The organism is Thiomicrospira microaerophila (assembly GCF_000934765.1).
Classification (GTDB): Bacteria; Pseudomonadota; Gammaproteobacteria; order Thiomicrospirales; family Thiomicrospiraceae; genus Thiomicrospira; species Thiomicrospira microaerophila.
The window spans coordinates 1-15,045 of the sequence record NZ_JYNN01000033.1; the positions used below are offsets into that span (position 1 = coordinate 1).

At 47.5% G+C, this 15,045-nt stretch carries 17 protein-coding genes; 13 read left to right on the forward strand and 4 right to left on the reverse strand.

The window, feature by feature from the left end; translation table 11 throughout:
• Positions 1-174, forward strand: a 174-nt coding sequence (locus NA59_RS15820; protein ID WP_198401092.1) for an invasion associated locus B family protein, incomplete at its 5' end; no start/stop codon positions are given.
• 133 nt (positions 175-307) lie between these two features.
• Here NA59_RS15820 and aat read toward each other — a convergent pair.
• The 4 genes from aat to yrfG are packed head-to-tail and all read right to left on the reverse strand — an operon-like array spanning position 308 to position 3,012.
• Positions 308-1,051, reverse strand: a complete 744-nt coding sequence (aat, locus tag NA59_RS10290) for a leucyl/phenylalanyl-tRNA--protein transferase (RefSeq protein WP_044412014.1) — start codon at positions 1,049-1,051, stop codon at positions 308-310.
• A 3-nt stretch (positions 1,052-1,054) separates the two neighbouring features.
• Positions 1,055-1,780: a fused MFS/spermidine synthase gene (locus tag NA59_RS10295; protein ID WP_044412017.1), complete on the reverse strand. Its 726-nt coding sequence runs from the start codon at positions 1,778-1,780 to the stop codon at positions 1,055-1,057.
• On the reverse strand, positions 1,781-2,341 hold the full coding sequence (locus tag NA59_RS10300) for a protein disulfide oxidoreductase (RefSeq protein ID WP_083945043.1): 561 nt from the start codon (positions 2,339-2,341) through the stop codon (positions 1,781-1,783).
• The gene (yrfG, locus tag NA59_RS10305; protein WP_044412020.1) at positions 2,338-3,012 is read right to left on the reverse strand and encodes a GMP/IMP nucleotidase; all 675 of its coding nucleotides are present in this window, start codon (positions 3,010-3,012) and stop codon (positions 2,338-2,340) included. Before yrfG ends, NA59_RS10300 begins: the two co-directional genes overlap by 4 nt.
• 72 nt (positions 3,013-3,084) lie before the next feature.
• On the opposite strand from yrfG, the gene nudE reads away from it, so the two are divergent.
• The 12 genes from nudE to scpB all read left to right on the forward strand — a co-directional run bounded on the left by nudE (position 3,085) and on the right by scpB (position 15,038).
• On the forward strand, positions 3,085-3,639 hold the full coding sequence (gene nudE, locus NA59_RS10310) for an ADP compounds hydrolase NudE (RefSeq protein WP_044412080.1): 555 nt from the start codon (positions 3,085-3,087) through the stop codon (positions 3,637-3,639).
• Positions 3,636-4,445, forward strand: coding sequence for a 3'(2'),5'-bisphosphate nucleotidase CysQ (cysQ, locus tag NA59_RS10315; protein WP_044412022.1), 810 nt, complete (start codon positions 3,636-3,638; stop codon positions 4,443-4,445). Before nudE ends, cysQ begins: the two co-directional genes overlap by 4 nt.
• Positions 4,446-4,456: 11 nt before the next feature.
• Positions 4,457-7,363, forward strand: a complete 2,907-nt coding sequence (locus tag NA59_RS10320; RefSeq protein WP_044412024.1) for a hypothetical protein — start codon at positions 4,457-4,459, stop codon at positions 7,361-7,363.
• Positions 7,364-7,403: 40 nt separating this feature from the next.
• On the forward strand, positions 7,404-8,243 hold the full coding sequence (locus NA59_RS10325) for an HDOD domain-containing protein (RefSeq protein ID WP_052501613.1): 840 nt from the start codon (positions 7,404-7,406) through the stop codon (positions 8,241-8,243).
• Positions 8,244-8,314: 71 nt separating this feature from the next.
• Positions 8,315-9,976, forward strand: a complete 1,662-nt coding sequence (gene glnS / locus NA59_RS10330; RefSeq protein ID WP_044412027.1) for a glutamine--tRNA ligase — start codon at positions 8,315-8,317, stop codon at positions 9,974-9,976.
• 32 nt (positions 9,977-10,008) lie between these two features.
• The gene (locus NA59_RS10335; protein ID WP_044412030.1) at positions 10,009-10,269 is read left to right on the forward strand and encodes a DUF4160 domain-containing protein; all 261 of its coding nucleotides are present in this window, start codon (positions 10,009-10,011) and stop codon (positions 10,267-10,269) included.
• A gap of 14 nt (positions 10,270-10,283) precedes the next feature.
• The gene (locus NA59_RS10340) at positions 10,284-10,607 is read left to right on the forward strand and encodes a DUF2442 domain-containing protein (RefSeq protein ID WP_044412033.1); all 324 of its coding nucleotides are present in this window, start codon (positions 10,284-10,286) and stop codon (positions 10,605-10,607) included.
• 287 nt (positions 10,608-10,894) lie between these two features.
• Positions 10,895-12,271 (forward strand): cysteine--tRNA ligase, encoded by a 1,377-nt coding sequence (gene cysS, locus NA59_RS10345; RefSeq protein ID WP_044412036.1) that lies wholly within the window; start codon positions 10,895-10,897, stop codon positions 12,269-12,271.
• An 81-nt stretch (positions 12,272-12,352) separates the two neighbouring features.
• Positions 12,353-12,973 (forward strand): L-threonylcarbamoyladenylate synthase, encoded by a 621-nt coding sequence (locus NA59_RS10350; RefSeq protein ID WP_044412039.1) that lies wholly within the window; start codon positions 12,353-12,355, stop codon positions 12,971-12,973.
• Positions 12,970-13,635 (forward strand): site-2 protease family protein, encoded by a 666-nt coding sequence (locus NA59_RS10355; RefSeq protein WP_044412042.1) that lies wholly within the window; start codon positions 12,970-12,972, stop codon positions 13,633-13,635. Before NA59_RS10350 ends, NA59_RS10355 begins: the two co-directional genes overlap by 4 nt.
• A 3-nt stretch (positions 13,636-13,638) precedes the next feature.
• Complete coding sequence (locus NA59_RS10360) at positions 13,639-14,451, forward strand: segregation and condensation protein A (protein WP_044412044.1); 813 nt, start codon at positions 13,639-13,641, stop codon at positions 14,449-14,451.
• A complete protein-coding gene (gene scpB, locus NA59_RS10365; protein ID WP_044412047.1) occupies positions 14,433-15,038 on the forward strand; it encodes an SMC-Scp complex subunit ScpB in 606 nt (201 codons plus the stop codon). Before NA59_RS10360 ends, scpB begins: the two co-directional genes overlap by 19 nt.
• Positions 15,039-15,045: the final 7 nt, after the last annotated feature.

The window sequence follows — 15,045 nt, forward strand, 5'->3', positions numbered from 1 at the left end:
AACGCCAACGGCTGTGCCGCTGTGATCGCGTTAGATAATAAAGTATGGCGTCAACTCAGAGCAGGGCAGAAGGCTAAGATCGGGATTCGTGGATTAGGGCAGCCTGAAAACACCCTCTTGCAGCTATCGCTAAAAGGTTTTACCGCCGCCAGTAATGCGTTGATCCAAAATTAAGGCGTCTCGTCATCCCGGCGAAGGCAGGAATCTTAAGCCTTGCGGTGTACATCCTCAAGAGATCCCGGCCTTCGCCGGGATGACGGGTTTTTTTATCACGGCCTTCGCCGGGATGACGGCGTTTTTCAAGGCCTTAGTCTTCCATTAACTCAGGGTTAAATAACCAGGCCTGGCTGTGGTTTAGTTGAGTTTGCTGGGTTTGTTGGTGTAGGATTTTTTCAAAAGCGGGGCGCGCAAGGGTGATGGCGCCCATGCTTTTTAGGTGCGCGGTTTCCATTTGGCAGTCAATCATTGGCCAGCCCCAGTGGTCTAAATGGCGGCAAAGGGCGACCAGCGCGAGTTTGGAGCAGTTGGACTGTTTGGCGAACATGGATTCGCCATAAAACATCTTGCCAATGCTCAAACCATAAAGCCCCCCGACTAATTCATTCTGGTGCCAGACTTCAACCGAGTGCGCATGGCCTTGTTGGTGGAGTTCTTTTAGGCTGGCCTGCATGTCTTTGCGAATCCAGGTGCCGTTTTGTCCCGGGCGCGCTATTTGCGCACAGGCTTGAACCACTTGGCTAAAGACCTGGTTAAAGCTAATCCTATAACCGCCATTGCGCCAAGTTTTTTGCAGGCTGGTGGCGTAGCGAACTTGATCGGTCATTAACACGGCACGCGGGCTGGGTGTCCACCAGGTAATGTCTTCGTCATCGCCAGACCAAGGGAAAATGCCTTGGCTATAGGCGGCGAGCATCCATTCGGGGGTTAGGCATTCAACGCCTATCGCAATCAGTCCATTGGGCTCATCGAGCGCCGTGGAGGTATCTGGAAAAGCCGGCGGCATCCGGTCGTCGAGCCAGGCGGGGTAAAAATCAGGGTAAGTGCGTTTCATGATTTAATGTCTAACATAACTTAGAATCAGGTTATTGCTGGATTTAATCGGTATCAACTCCACCAGGCCTGGTTGGTTTTGGCTGGCTTTTTCAAAAAAATCAATCACGGCGAGCGTCGGTTCTGGTGTGCTTTGCCAGAGATTGAATAGTAGCATATTGCCAGGTTGTAGTTGATTTAACAGGTTGTTTAAAAAAGGCGGTTGGCTAAAGGGTGTTGGCATGCCATCATCATCAAACACATCCACCACTATCACATCATACTCATCGAGATTATCTTCAATGAACACGGCGGCATCGCGGGTGTGAATTTGAATGCGCGAGTGAATGGGCAGGTGAAAAAAGTCATGGGCGATCTCAATCACCGTGGGGCGCAGTTCAACCAATGTCATCCTCACTTGCGGGTGACTGATAAACAATTTGCTCGCCAGCGAACCGCCGCCGACACCCAGCATTAATAAATTTTGCAAGGGTTTTTCAATGTGGCGTTGCCAGAGTTGTTGTTCGATAATTTGTTGGTACTCAAACGCGAGGCTCATCGGCGCTTTAAAAAAGTAGCGGTTTTGTTTGACGGCGCTATCAAAATGTAAACTGCGGCAAATCGGGCTGTCGATGACCTGAATCAGCCCAAATTCATCTTGCTCCGTGTGTACGACTTCACCGCCGTAACGATGAACGGGGTTATCTACTAGTTTGGCTTTTTTAAAGCGTTGTTGCAGGTGTCTTAGCATTTAGCGATTCGCCCACCATAATCGCGCGCGCATTCCCCAGCTGGAGCTCAGACCGACTTCGACAAAGGCGACTTCGCCATTGGCATTGATAATAAAATCAGCCGGCACCGCACGCGCACCGTAAAGGTTAAATAAAGCGCCATCCGCATCATTAACGATCAGCGCGGGGTTCATTTCGTGTTGTTGTGCATAGGCCAGCAAGGTCGCGTTATCACCCGATTGGGTGGCGATGCTAATAACCTGATAGTCCTGCGCCACTTTTTCTATGCCATCACGGGAGAATTCGCAAATCGGGCACCAGGTCGCCCAAAAATGAATCAAAACCGCTTCGCCTTGGAAATCGCTGAGTTGGATTTGCTCACCCGCTAGGGTGGTGGCGCTGAAGTTTGGTGCGATGTCTTTAACCACGTCACCTTGCATAAACGGACGTAATGTTAAGTAAATCACCAAAAAACCGATTAACCAAACGCCATTGTTAATCCACTTGTTTTGCCAAAGCGCTTTGAGTTTTTCTTTGGTGGTTTGAGTGGTTTGAGTAGTCTGCGGATTTGAATCGTTCATGACACACTCTTTTTAATTGGCATAATTTCAGCGTAATGTTCAAAACAGGGGTAGCCTTTTGGATCAACTTTATCCATCAAAGGGCTAACGTGGGTGGCGGCTAATAAATGGGCGATGCCGTATTCTTTAGCGGTATTCAGTGCGCGGATATTGTCATCCACCAACAGGGTGCGCGCTGGATCATAGGGGGCGACCTGTTGAATAAAGCCCCAAATGCGGATGTCTTCTTTGGGTGTGCGGAAGTCGTGGGCGGAGATAATATGATCAAAATAGGGTTCAATCGCGGTGCGTTCGAGTTTGATGACTAAGCTATCGCGGTGGGCATTAGTGACCATAATCACTTGTTTGTTAAGTTGTTTGAGCTGGCCGAGAAATTCGATAACATCGGGATGTTCGCGTATTAGGTGCTTGAGGTCATGCTTTAAATCAGCGACAGACAAATTAAGCCGACGGCTCCAGTAATCCAAGCAATACCAGTTGAGTGTGCCGGTTTGTTGTTTGATGGCATTGCGCACAAAGCGCTTGGCGTTGTCTAAAGGTAACCGGTGATGGCGTGCGTAAGCTTCTGGCAGATATTCCGACCAAAAGTGCCAGTCAAAGTGTAAGTCTAGTAGCGTGCCGTCCATGTCAAGCAGTACGGTGTCAATTTGATCCCAGGGGATGGGGTGCATAGTCTCTCCTTATTTTTAGCCAGGGTTATGATCTCAGTTGAAGCCTTGGCGCGCTTGGCGTATTATGCTCTTATGAAAACAAAAAAACATCCTGACATTTTAGCGGAAAATATCGTGCTTAAATCACGAATCTTTACCGTGCAAGCGCAAAAGTTACAATTTTCTAACGGAACCCAAGTTGATTATGAGCGTTTAATCGGTCACCCTGATGGCGCGGTGCTGATTGTACCGATGTTGGATGAGGAAACATTTCTGCTCATCCGCGAATACGGCGCAGGTGTCGGGCGCTATGAACTCGGCTTTCCGAAAGGAAAAATTGATCCAGGTGAAACCTGGCGCGAAGCGAGTGTGCGCGAGTGTATTGAAGAGGTCGGTTATCAGCCATCACAGATTGATTATTTGGATAAAGTGAGTTTGGCGGCGGGTTACATGGATCATCATACCCATCTGGTTTTGGTGCGTGACTTAAAGCCAGCCCAAGCCGAAGGCGATGAGCCTGAACCTTTAGAGGTGGTGCCTTGGAAAATTAGCGATTGGCGCGCCTTGTTAGCCGAGCCGACTTTTAGCGAAGGGCGTGCTTATGCGGCCTTGCTTTTAATGTTACAAAAACTAGGAAAAATTACATGAACCTATCCCCAACCTTCTACCAGGCCTGGTTAGCCGATGTGGCTGAAATTGCACGCCAAGCCGGAGAGGTGATTTTGCAGGTGTATCGCTGTGAAGACTGTGGTGTCGAGAAAAAAGCCGATGGCTCACCCGTTACCGAAGCGGATAAACAAGCCGACCAGCTGATTCGACAAGCATTGGGGCGTTTATCACCTGATATTCCAGTAGTGAGTGAAGAAAATATTCATGCCACGCCTTTTTCAGAGCGTGAAACCTGGGCTTGTTTTTGGCTGGTGGATCCGCTGGATGGTACTAAAGAGTTCATCGAACGTACGGATGAGTTTTGTGTCAATATCGCGCTGGTGATCAATGGCGAGTCGGTGCTGGGGGTGGTGTATGTACCGGTATTTGACTGGTTGTATATGGCGCACAAAGGCGGCCAAGCGATCAAGGTTGATCGGGGTGTCGAGCAGGTTGTTAGTGTGCGAAAGCTCATCAAACCGCCGGTTAATGTGACGGTCAGTCGTCGGCATGGTAAAAAGGTTGAGCAGTTTATTGACGCGATTGCCCCCGCCAAAACAGTGCATTGTGGTTCGGCAATAAAATCCTGTTTAGTCGCCGAAGGTCAAGCGGATGTCTATCCTCGGTTTGGACCAACTTCGCATTGGGATACCGCCGCATCGCAAGTGATTGTGGAGGCGGCAGGCGGGCGCATCGTCGATGCGCTGGGACGCGATTTGCAATATCTGCCGACTGAAACAATTTTAAACCCACATTTTATGGTGGTCGGCAATAGCCGTTACCCTTGGCCTGATTTTCCGCAGTAAGTGCCCTAAATATGATCATACAGCCCTTTTTAGGCGGCTTATCCGTTTGGCTTTTAAGCTTGTCGCTGTCGCTGGCTTGGGTTTTGTCAGCTTGGCTTTCACCAGCGTCAGCGGCGAATCCAGCGAATCCTATTACCCATCCAATGAGTGTCGGTTGGCAAACGAACCAGGCCTGGTGGACTCAACAGACCCCGCATTTTATTTTGTATGCGCCTGAACCGCTTGTTGACCAGTTGCCGCGCGTGGCGGTTTTGGCTGAACAGGTGCATCAAGAACTGAGTCAAACCCTCAATTGGACGCCGAGCCGCAAAACACATCTCGTGCTGAGCGATGATGTCGATAGCGCCAATGGCTGGGCTAGCGTCTATCCGTTTAACCAAAACCGGCTTTTTATCAGCGCGCCAGACGCGATTAATTCGTTGGAAGATTACCGCGATTGGTTGGCCTTGCTGATTCGTCATGAATACACCCATAGCCTCCATCTTGACCAGGCCAGAGGTTTGCCAGCGGCGTTGCGTGCGGTTTTTGGTCGTCAGGTGTTTAGTTTTCCGCATCAGTTTCAGCCGCTCTGGATGATTGAAGGCTTGGCGATTGAGCAGGAAACCGATGCTAGACGGGGCGTTGGGCGCGGACAAAGTGATTATTATGCGATGCAAATGCGTGCGGAAGTGGCGCGTGGCTTGGTTTCAGTTGGTCGGGTGTCAGGCTTAAATCGCGATTGGCCAGCGGGGCAGGCGTATTTATACGGCGCGTATTTTTATCGCTTTCTTGCTGAGGTGTACGGTGAACAGGCGCTCGAACTTTGGTTGCGCAGCTATAGCTATAACCTGATTCCTTATTGGATGAATCCGACGGCCAGACGGGTGTGGGGCGAGGATTTTAAACAGGTTTGGAACCGCTACCAGGCCTGGTTGCGCTATCGCTATTCGCCCTTGGCGGCGGGTGATAGCGATAGACTGGGTGAAGCCATTAGTAATATTATCAAGATTAGCAACCAAGGCGGGCGAAGCTATGCGGGGGTTTGGCGCAACCAGGCTTTGTATCGAATTGAAGCCGACGGTCATGCCATGCCTCGTTTGATTGAGCAGCGCTGGCAGCAAGGCGTTGCATCGCAACGTGAGATAGCCCGCACGGCATATCCCGGCGCGTTTGATGTGTCTGGACAAGGGCGTGTGGTGATGTCGCAAATGCGAGATAATCGCCAAAATCGTTCTTATGCCGATTTGTGGTTGTGGGATGCATCGCCATCAGGCCGCGCAAGCTGGCAGCGACTTACCCATCATCAACGTTATCGCCAAGCTTTGTGGTTGGGTGAGGATAAGTTAATTGCGCGTCGTCAGGTCGCTGGCGTGTCTGAATTGCATTTATTATCGGACCAAGGTGCGTTGTTGGAGGTCTTGTGGCAGGGTGATGAGCAAACGGTGCTAGGGCAGATGGACAAGCATCCAACGGAACAAAAAATCCTGGCGATGAAAAAACCCGCTTTCGGTAGTTGGCAATTAGCGGAGTTTGATTTGGTTAGCAAACAATGGCAATGGCTAACTAATAACAGCTTTAATCAAGCCGACCCGAGTTATAGCACCGATGGCCGTTCAGTGGTGTTTTCGGCTAACTACACTTCGGTTTACCAAGTTTATCAATTGGATAGAGATACTTCTGAAGTTGTTGGTTTGACCAATATAACTAGCGGCGCCTTTCAACCCTGGCTAACAGAGCAGGGTAATCTTGTTTATCAGTTGTATTCTGCCCAGGGTTATGACTGGGTTGAATTGGCCAAAATAAATCAGTTACAGCAAAACATTAAAATACCTGAAAATAACAACCAGGCCTGGTTAGAAAAAACCGCTGTTTCATTCGAAGATGTTTCCAATACTATCACGCTTTCAGCGCCTAAAGCCTATCAACCCTATTCCAGTTTAAGACCGCAGGTTTGGTGGCCGATTTTTAATCTGACCGAAAACCGAAATCAATGGGGGGTGATGCTGGACGGTCAGGATGCGTTGGCGCGCCATCATTATCAGCTCACTTTGGCTTATGATGATTTGGCGCAGATGCCTTTTGGGCAGTTGAGTTATCAAATGGATAATCGCTATTTAATCCAGCTGCAGCGGAGCTGGCAAGAAGGTTACAATAGATTAAATTCCAATGAATTGGTGCTTTTGCGTGCCCGAGATCAGGCGATATTTGCACGCTTAAATCTGATGAATTTTCAGCATGACCAACTTGCCGTGCATTTAGGCTTGATACATGAACAAACTCAGGATGCATGGCGTGACCCACGCTTAGCACAACAGCCGAAACGTCAGCGTGGCGATATTAGCGCGGTGTTGCATTGGGATTCAACACAAACCTATCGTTATAGCATTAGCCCAGCGAGTGGATGGCAGGGGTATTGGGCGCTAGATAGCCATGCGTTACAGGATGGGGATTACGCGGGTTATCGAACGCAGTTTGATCTTAAACACTATTGGCATATTCATCAGTCGCAGCTACTCTACACTCGCCTTGCGGCAGGCTATGCCCAAGACACAGCGCATCCTTTTGTATTGGGTTCGGATACCGGCGTGTTCTCATCATCACTGTTTGCACGTACAGATTATCCTTTGCGCGGTTATGCGGCTTCGAGTATTATTGACAATAGATTTGTGCTGGGCAGCCTAGAATATCGTGCGCCCTTAGCGCGTATCCAGCAAAACTGGCAGGTGTATCCACTGGGTGTACGTGATTTATATGGTCAAATATTCTTTGATAACGCACTAACCCAAGACAAGAGTTTGTCGTCTGTGGGGGCGCAATTGACCTTGGAAGCGGTCTTGGGGTACCGGGTGCTGATACCTGTGAGCTTTGGGTTCGCGCAAGGCTTGGATAAAACATTAGGGCAGCAGCAATTATGGCTGTCAACCCAGATTGATTTTTAAAAAAATACCATTTGGACAATAAAATAACGAGAATAACACGATGAGCATGGAGCAAACCCTTCGCCAAGCGATGATGGCGATTAGAGGCGTCAAATTACCAGAGCTACCCGCAGAAATTATCGCACTTGAAGCGGAGCTACAAAGCAAGTTTGTCAGCAGTAAAAGTATTGCAGCGATTATTGAAAAAAATACCACCTTGTCAGGCGAGGTGTTAAGAGTAGCTAATTCACCCTCTATGAAGATGAGAAGTGAGTGTAAAAATATTGTTGATGCGGTGAGTAATTTAGGATTTACGAATATTCGAAATCTTGTGACGTCAGTATTGCTCGAAAAAATGTTCAACTCTACGCAGTTGTATAAAGACATCATGGGACATGGTGTCGATGTGGCGTTTTGCATGGCCGAGTTATCGGAGTGGGTGGCAGATGTCTCTCGTGATGAAGCCTATATGCTGGGTTTGTTTCACAATGCGGGTTCCCTGATGTTTGCCACTAAAGATCCTGAAAACTATGGCAAGCTGTTTCAAAATGGTCACTCAAACCCACATTTGATTTTAGAAAAAGAACAAGCGACTTATGGTTCCCATCATGCCGCGGTGGGGGTGTTGTTGGGGAAGAAATGGCATTTGCCACTGGATATGCTGAGTGCCATCTTGTTGCATCATAACTCTGCGTGTGCATCGATAGTGACACCCAAAGTTAGGGCATTAGTAGCGATGATTAAAGTCGCGAACTCGGTTGTGGCTGAGGCGGTCTATGGCACTTATCGCAGTGCAGAAATGCTGGCTTATCAAAATGATGGTTTGGACGAGTTAATGCTTGAAGACACGGCTTTGCCTGAAATTCGTAATTCGTTGATGACTTTTGTGAATGAAGCTTAACTTCTGCTCACTTTATTGGCCTTGAGGTTGCTATAATAGCGGCATTTATCATTAACCCAATGGATTGTGCAATGAGTCATGCTGAAAACGGCGAACGCGCCACACATTTTATTCGAAATATCATTGATGAAGACCTAGCCTCAGGATTACATCCCGCTATCCAAACCCGCTTTCCGCCTGAACCCAATGGCTATTTACATATCGGTCATGCAAAATCGATTTGCTTGAATTTTGGCTTGGCGCTCGATTATAACGGGCAGTGTAACTTGCGTTTTGATGATACCAACCCTGCCAAAGAAGACATGGAATATGTGGACTCGATTCAGCGTGATGTGCAATGGTTAGGTTTTGAGTGGTCGGGTGAGATTCGTTATAGCTCAAGTTATTTTGAACAGTTTTATCACTATGCGTTGGAGCTGGTGGATAAGGGCTTGGCTTATGTGTGCTTTTTGGGCGCAGATCAACAACGCGAGTACCGTGGAACCCTGACTGAAGTCGGTAAACCTAGTCCTTATCGTGATACTCCGCCAGCTGAAAACCGCGAATTGCTTGAAAAAATGCGCGCGGGGGGCTTCAAAGAAGGCGAGTGTGTGTTGCGTGCCAAGATAGATATGAGCTCGCCGATTATGTGTATGCGAGACCCGATTTTATATCGCGTGCGTTTCCAGCACCACCATCAAACCGGTGATGCCTGGTGTATCTACCCGATGTATGATTTTGCGCATTGTATTTCTGATGCGATTGAAAGTGTGACCCATTCGTTGTGTACCCTAGAGTTCCAAGATAACCGTCGGTTATATGACTGGATTTTGGACAATATTACCCTGCCCAATGCCACGCGTCCGCGTCAGTATGAGTTTTCGCGCTTGAACTTGGAATACACCGTGATGTCAAAGCGTAAGCTGCATCAGTTGGTGGATGATAAATTGGTGTCGGGTTGGGATGACCCGCGCATGCCAACCATTTCAGGTTTACGTCGTCGTGGTTATACGCCCGCCTCTTTGCGTGATTTTGCGGAACGCATCGGTATCAGCAAAGTCGATAGCTTTACCGAAATGTCGATTTTAGAAGCGGCGGTGCGTGATGACCTAAACGTTCATGCACCGCGTTCAATGGCGGTTTTGAATCCAGTGAAGCTGGTGATTGAAAACTATCCTGAAGCGCAGGTTGAATCGATTCAAGCCCCGATCCATCCGCAAAATGAGGCAATGGGGAAGCGCGAGATTTTCTTTAGTCGTGAAGTCTACATTGATCGTGATGATTTCCGTGAAGAAGCAAATAAGCATTTCAAACGCTTGGTATTGGGCAAGGAAGTACGTTTGCGTAATGCCTATATTATCAAGGCCGAGCGGTTTGAAAACGATGAAAACGGCGAACTAAAAACGATTTATTGTAACTATGATCCAGAAACGCTAGGCAAAAACCCAGCCGATGGTCGTAAAGTCAAAGGCGTGATTCACTGGGTAGAAGCCAGCAAAGCGGTTGAGGCCGAGTTTCATTTATATGATCGTTTGTTTAGTGTACCCAACCCAGCTAAGGCCGAGGATTTTGAAGCGGTATTAAACCCCAATTCTTTGGTGATTAAAAAGGGCTATGTAGAGCCAGGCCTGGTGGATGCGCAAAAAGAATTGGCCTATCAATTTGAGCGCGAAGGCTATTTCTGTCGCGATAACAAACACCCAGGCCTGGTATTCAACCGTACCGTCGGCCTACGCGACACCTGGAGCGAATAGATTGAGATGGATTAATAAATGAGTTTATCATTATGCCAATAATATCTCGTTTTTTCGGAATTATTATCCGAATGTTTTTTGATGATCACAATCCACCGCATGTTCATGTTGAATATTCAGGTCAGCATGCAATTTTTGATTTCAAGGGCAATATCCTTAAAGGTGATTTGAATTCAAAAACCGCAACGAAGCTTGTGCGTGAATGGATTGATTCTAATCAGACTGCGCTTGAAGATGACTGGTTACTGGCGGTTGATGGCAAAGAAATTAAAAAAATTGATCCTTTAGATTGATAGGAGGGTTCAGCATGTGGCATTTTAATGAGATTGTTAAAGCTGAATATAGTGGCGAATATCGTTTTTATATCGCTTATGACGATGGAGTGGCAGGCGAAGTGGATTTGAGCGAGTATTTGACGAAGGGTAGCGTTTTTGAACCGTTGAAAGATAAAGCGTTTTTTGCTCAAGCACGCGTGGATGCCGGAACCCTGCTGTGGCCGAATGAAGCTGATATTGCCCCAGAAACCTTGTATGACAAGGTGGTGGCTCAAGTGAAAAAAGTTGCAGAGCCCGTTTCGCGTTATAACTCGTTCCCACGCTCCTGCGTGGGAATGCAGACCGGTAGAGAGTGATGCCTATTGTTTTGAGTACGAAGCTGTCTGATAGATTGGTATGCATTCCCACTGAGGACAGTGGGAACGAGGCCTAAATGGCAACGCGGACCGAACCAACTTGCGTCATTGCGAGGCCAAAGGCCGTGGCAATCTCTTGCAGACTGAGCACGGCCTTGAGAGATTGCCGCGTCGCTGTGCTCCTCGCAATGACAGGTTTTTTAACCTCGTTCCCACGCTCCTGCGTGGGAATGCGGCCTTCATTGAGTGACTAAGCATTTCGAATGAATTAAATAATTGAGAGACTTATGGATTTACATATTTACAATACTGAAACCCGTCAGAAAGACGCATTTAAACCGATTGTGCCTGGCAAGGTGGGGATGTATGTTTGTGGTGTGACGGTGTATGACTATTGCCATATCGGCCATGCGCGGGTGATGGTGGTGTTTGATACGGTGGTGCGCCATATGCGTGCGCGTGGACTAGAGGTGAAGTATGTGCGCAACATCACTGATATAGACGACAAGATAATTAACCGTGCGTTTGAAAATAAAGAATCGGTGCAAAGCCTAACGCAACGCTTTATCCGTGCCATGCACGAAGATGAAACCGCGTTGAATATTTTGCGCCCAGATATTGAACCCAAAGCGACTGACTTTATCCCGGAAATCCAACAGCTAGTGAAAACCCTGATTGACAAAGGTCATGCCTATGCGGCAGATAATGGCGATGTCTATTTCAAGGTGAAATCCTTTGAATCCTATGGTCGTTTGTCCGGTAAAAAGCAAGATGATCTTGAAGCGGGTGCGCGGGTTGAAGTGAATCCGAATAAACAAGACCCGATGGATTTTGTATTGTGGAAAGCCTCCAAAGAAAACGAACCCGCTTGGGATTCGGCTTGGGGGCAAGGTAGACCGGGTTGGCATATTGAATGTTCGGCGATGTCGGGTTCGTGCATTGGCGAGCGTTTGGATATTCATGGCGGCGGGATGGATTTACAGTTCCCACACCATGAAAACGAAATCGCGCAATCCGAATGTGCGCATGGCGAACATTATGTTAATACCTGGATGCATGTTGGCTTTGTGCGTGTGGACAATGAAAAGATGTCCAAGTCGCTGAATAACTTTTTCACGATTCGTGAAGTGCTAAAAGACTATCACCCAGAAGTCATTCGTTATTTCTTGTTATCGAGTCATTATCGCAGCCCGTTAAACTACACGATTGAAAACCTAGACATTGCGAAAACCAATCTTGCGCGTTTATATACCGCGCTAGAAGCGGCGACAATCCAACCAGGCCTGGTTATCGCGGGTAGCGAATTTGAGCGCAAATTTAACGAGGCGATGGATGATGATTTTAATACCCCGCAAGCGATGGCGGTGTTGTTTGAGTTGATCAAAGAAATAAACAAAACTAAACAACCTGCGCTAGTGGCTTTGCTGCAAAGCCTAGCGAACCGTTTAGGGTTATTGACTGAAACCCCAGAGGCTTTCTTTAAAAACCAAGTCGGCCAAGCGCAAGGGCTAAGCGATGAGGCGATTGCGGATTTAATAGCCCAACGCACCCAAGCACGCGCCGACAAAAACTGGGCGCGTTCCGATGAAATTCGTGATGAATTATTGGCGCAAGGCATCGAGCTATTAGACAGCAAAGAGGGCACTAGCTGGCGCCGCGCTTAGTGTTTGGGTGTGGAATGTCAACATGGTGGTGGAGATAGTTGTTATAATTTGCTTTATTTTATAAAAGGTTGAGAGTGTTGAATGGCGGATTGTTTATATATTAATGTGCACCCTGAGAGCCCGCAGGCGCGCTTGTTGAAGCAAGTTGTGACGATTTTAGAAAAGGGCGGGGTGATTGCTTATCCAACTGAGTCAGGCTACGCGCTGGGTTGTTTGTTGGATAATAAAGAGGGTGCGGAGCGTATTCGTCAGTTGCGCCAGTTGTCTGATAAGCATGATTTTACTTTGATGTGCCCCGATTTAAGTCATCTTTCACATTATGCTAAAGTTGGTAATAGCCAGTTTCGTTATCTTAAAGCCAGCTTGCCTGGGGCTTATACGTTTTTGTTAACCGCGAGCCGTGAGGTTCCAAGACGCTTGCAAAATCCTAAGCGCAAAACGATTGGTTTACGTGTGACACCGAATAAGATCACTCAAACCCTATTAAGTTTCTTTGACAAGCCGTTGATGTCGGTGAGTTTGATCTTGCCAGGTGAAGCCTTACCCATGACAGATGGCTGGACTATTCAAGAGGAACTGGGGCATGCACTTGATGCTGTGGTAGACGGTGGGTTTTGTGGGTATGAGCCGACCACTGTGATTGATTTTACCGATGAGATACCAGTGTTAGTGCGTCAAGGTCAAGGACCATTTAACCCATGATGTCAATGAGTGAGTTGACGCTGATTCAGCAGCTCTCTATTTGGGCGTTGCCCGTTATTTTTGCCATTACGTTACATGAAGCGGCACATGCTTGGTCAGCGGAAAAGTTAGGTGATAAAACAGCACGGATGCTTGGACGTGTCACACTTAATCCTATTAAGCATATCGACCCATTGGGCACAATTTTGGTGCCAGGTTTGTTGCTCGCTTTTGGTGGTTTTATTTTTGGTTGGGCCAAAGCGGTGCCAGTTACTCAGCGTAACTTGCGACGCCCAAAAACCGATATGGCCTGGGTGGCATTGGCAGGACCTGCGGCTAATTTAATCATGGCGATAGGTTGGGCTGTGATCTTGAAAATCGGCTTTATGCTGGTGGCCAGTTCGCCTGATATCGGTCAGTTTATGATTTATTCGGGTATTGCTGGGGTGAGTATTAACATTATTCTCATGGTATTGAATTTATTACCGATTCCGCCGTTAGATGGTAGTCGAATTATTTCTGCATTTATTCCAGATCGTTTGGCGTGGCAATATAATCGGTTAGAGCCTTATGGTTTGTTTATTTTGCTTGGGTTATTGTTTTTTGGTGTGTTAACTTTTTTAATTTCCGGCCCTTATCAGTTTATTCAACAACTGCTATTTAAAATGGTTGGTGTTGTTTAGATCATGTTACCACCTGTGTTAACGTCTTGTGTCGCCCCCTTTGCGATTGTGCAGGGTACGCCGATTGTCGAGGCGCCTAAAGGCTTGTATATCCCTCCGAATGCGCTCAAAGTATTGCTCACTGACTTTGAGGGGCCGCTGGATCTACTCTCGTTTTTAATTCGTAAAAACAAGTTTGATATTCTTGATATTCCTGTGTTCGAGATTGCACAGCAATATCAGCAGTATATTGACTTGATGCAACAGTTAGATATTGAGTTGGCAGGCGAGTATTTGTTTATGGCAGCCTGGTTAACAGAGATTAAGTCGCGCATGTTATTACCTAAGCCGCCGCAGGAGGATGAGGTGCCGTGTGAACCGGATGATCCGCGCGCGGAGTTGATGCAAAAACTCTTGGCGTACGAGGCTTATCAACAGGGTGCGCGTTGGTTAGATAGTTTAAAAATCGTTGGGCGGGATTTGTGGCCAATTCAGCTTGAAGTGGCGCCGCCAACGGATGTGGTGGCAAATATTGATTTAGACGGTTTGTTTCTAGCGATGCAGCAGCTATTGCAACGTGCCGCCATGCGCAGTGTCCATCAAGTCTGTGAGGAGCCGATTGAAATAACCGACAAGATTGATTGGGTGATGCAGCAGCTGACGGATCAGCCAGTATCCTTATGGCGTTTATTGGTCATCAGCGAGGGAAAACCAGGCCTGGTTGTTACTTTTATCGCTTTGCTTGAGTTATGGCGCCAACAGCTTATTTGTTTGGAGCAAACGGAGGCGTATGCAGATATCTTAGTTAGGCGGGCCGCATGCGTTTTGAGGGGTTGACGACAACGCAGCAGGCGCTCTATCCTGTTGTCACGGCATGGCTGTTGAGTGCCCAACAGCCTTTGAGTGAAACCTATATGCTGCGCTTACTCAATAGTCATCAGGACTTTAAAAAAGTTAAAGCGCCAGACTTAAATGCGGTGTTGGATGTTTTTCAAACATGTTTGGCGCACTCGGGTGTGGCATTAGTGCCTTCTGACGCGGGTTATCGCGTTGAGGTGGTAAAAGATTATTTGGACTGGGTATATTCACTTTTTGAGCAAAGCCCACCCAAGTTATCACGCGCTTTATTGGAAACCCTAGCGATTATGGCGCATCGTCAGCCTGTAACGCGTGCCGAAGTTGAGGCGATTCGTGGTGTATCGGTGAGTACACAGATTATGAATCAATTAAAACAGCATGGCTGGGTGAAATCCGCTGGCGTAAAACAAGTGCCAGGGCACCCGACCCTGTGGGTCACAACGGATAAGTTATTACAGGATTTAGGCCTGAGTTCGAAAGAGCGATTAATCGAGCAGCTTGATCAACAGATTAATCATTTTCTGTCAGACAAACAAACACAACACAGTTCTAACTTAATACACTAGAATACTC

Bases quoted from the DNA above. Each gene is read 5' to 3' on its own strand.
- NA59_RS10335 (WP_044412030.1), top strand. From the start codon at position 10,009: ATGCCAATAATATCTCGTTTTTTCGGAATTATTATCCGAATGTTTTTT.
- nudE (WP_044412080.1), top strand. From the start codon at position 3,085: ATGAAAACAAAAAAACATCCTGACATTTTAGCGGAAAATATCGTGCTT.
- cysS (WP_044412036.1), top strand. From the start codon at position 10,895: ATGGATTTACATATTTACAATACTGAAACCCGTCAGAAAGACGCATTT.
- glnS (WP_044412027.1), top strand. From the start codon at position 8,315: ATGAGTCATGCTGAAAACGGCGAACGCGCCACACATTTTATTCGAAAT.
- NA59_RS10340 (WP_044412033.1), top strand. From the start codon at position 10,284: ATGTGGCATTTTAATGAGATTGTTAAAGCTGAATATAGTGGCGAATAT.
- NA59_RS10320 (WP_044412024.1), top strand. From the start codon at position 4,457: ATGATCATACAGCCCTTTTTAGGCGGCTTATCCGTTTGGCTTTTAAGC.
- cysQ (WP_044412022.1), top strand. From the start codon at position 3,636: ATGAACCTATCCCCAACCTTCTACCAGGCCTGGTTAGCCGATGTGGCT.
- yrfG (WP_044412020.1), bottom strand. From the start codon at position 3,012: ATGCACCCCATCCCCTGGGATCAAATTGACACCGTACTGCTTGACATG.
- NA59_RS10325 (WP_052501613.1), top strand. From the start codon at position 7,404: ATGAGCATGGAGCAAACCCTTCGCCAAGCGATGATGGCGATTAGAGGC.
- NA59_RS10355 (WP_044412042.1), top strand. From the start codon at position 12,970: ATGATGTCAATGAGTGAGTTGACGCTGATTCAGCAGCTCTCTATTTGG.
- NA59_RS10300 (WP_083945043.1), bottom strand. From the start codon at position 2,341: ATGAACGATTCAAATCCGCAGACTACTCAAACCACTCAAACCACCAAA.
- aat (WP_044412014.1), bottom strand. From the start codon at position 1,051: ATGAAACGCACTTACCCTGATTTTTACCCCGCCTGGCTCGACGACCGG.
- scpB (WP_044412047.1), top strand. From the start codon at position 14,433: ATGCGTTTTGAGGGGTTGACGACAACGCAGCAGGCGCTCTATCCTGTT.
- NA59_RS10360 (WP_044412044.1), top strand. From the start codon at position 13,639: ATGTTACCACCTGTGTTAACGTCTTGTGTCGCCCCCTTTGCGATTGTG.
- NA59_RS10295 (WP_044412017.1), bottom strand. From the start codon at position 1,780: ATGCTAAGACACCTGCAACAACGCTTTAAAAAAGCCAAACTAGTAGAT.
- NA59_RS10350 (WP_044412039.1), top strand. From the start codon at position 12,353: ATGGCGGATTGTTTATATATTAATGTGCACCCTGAGAGCCCGCAGGCG.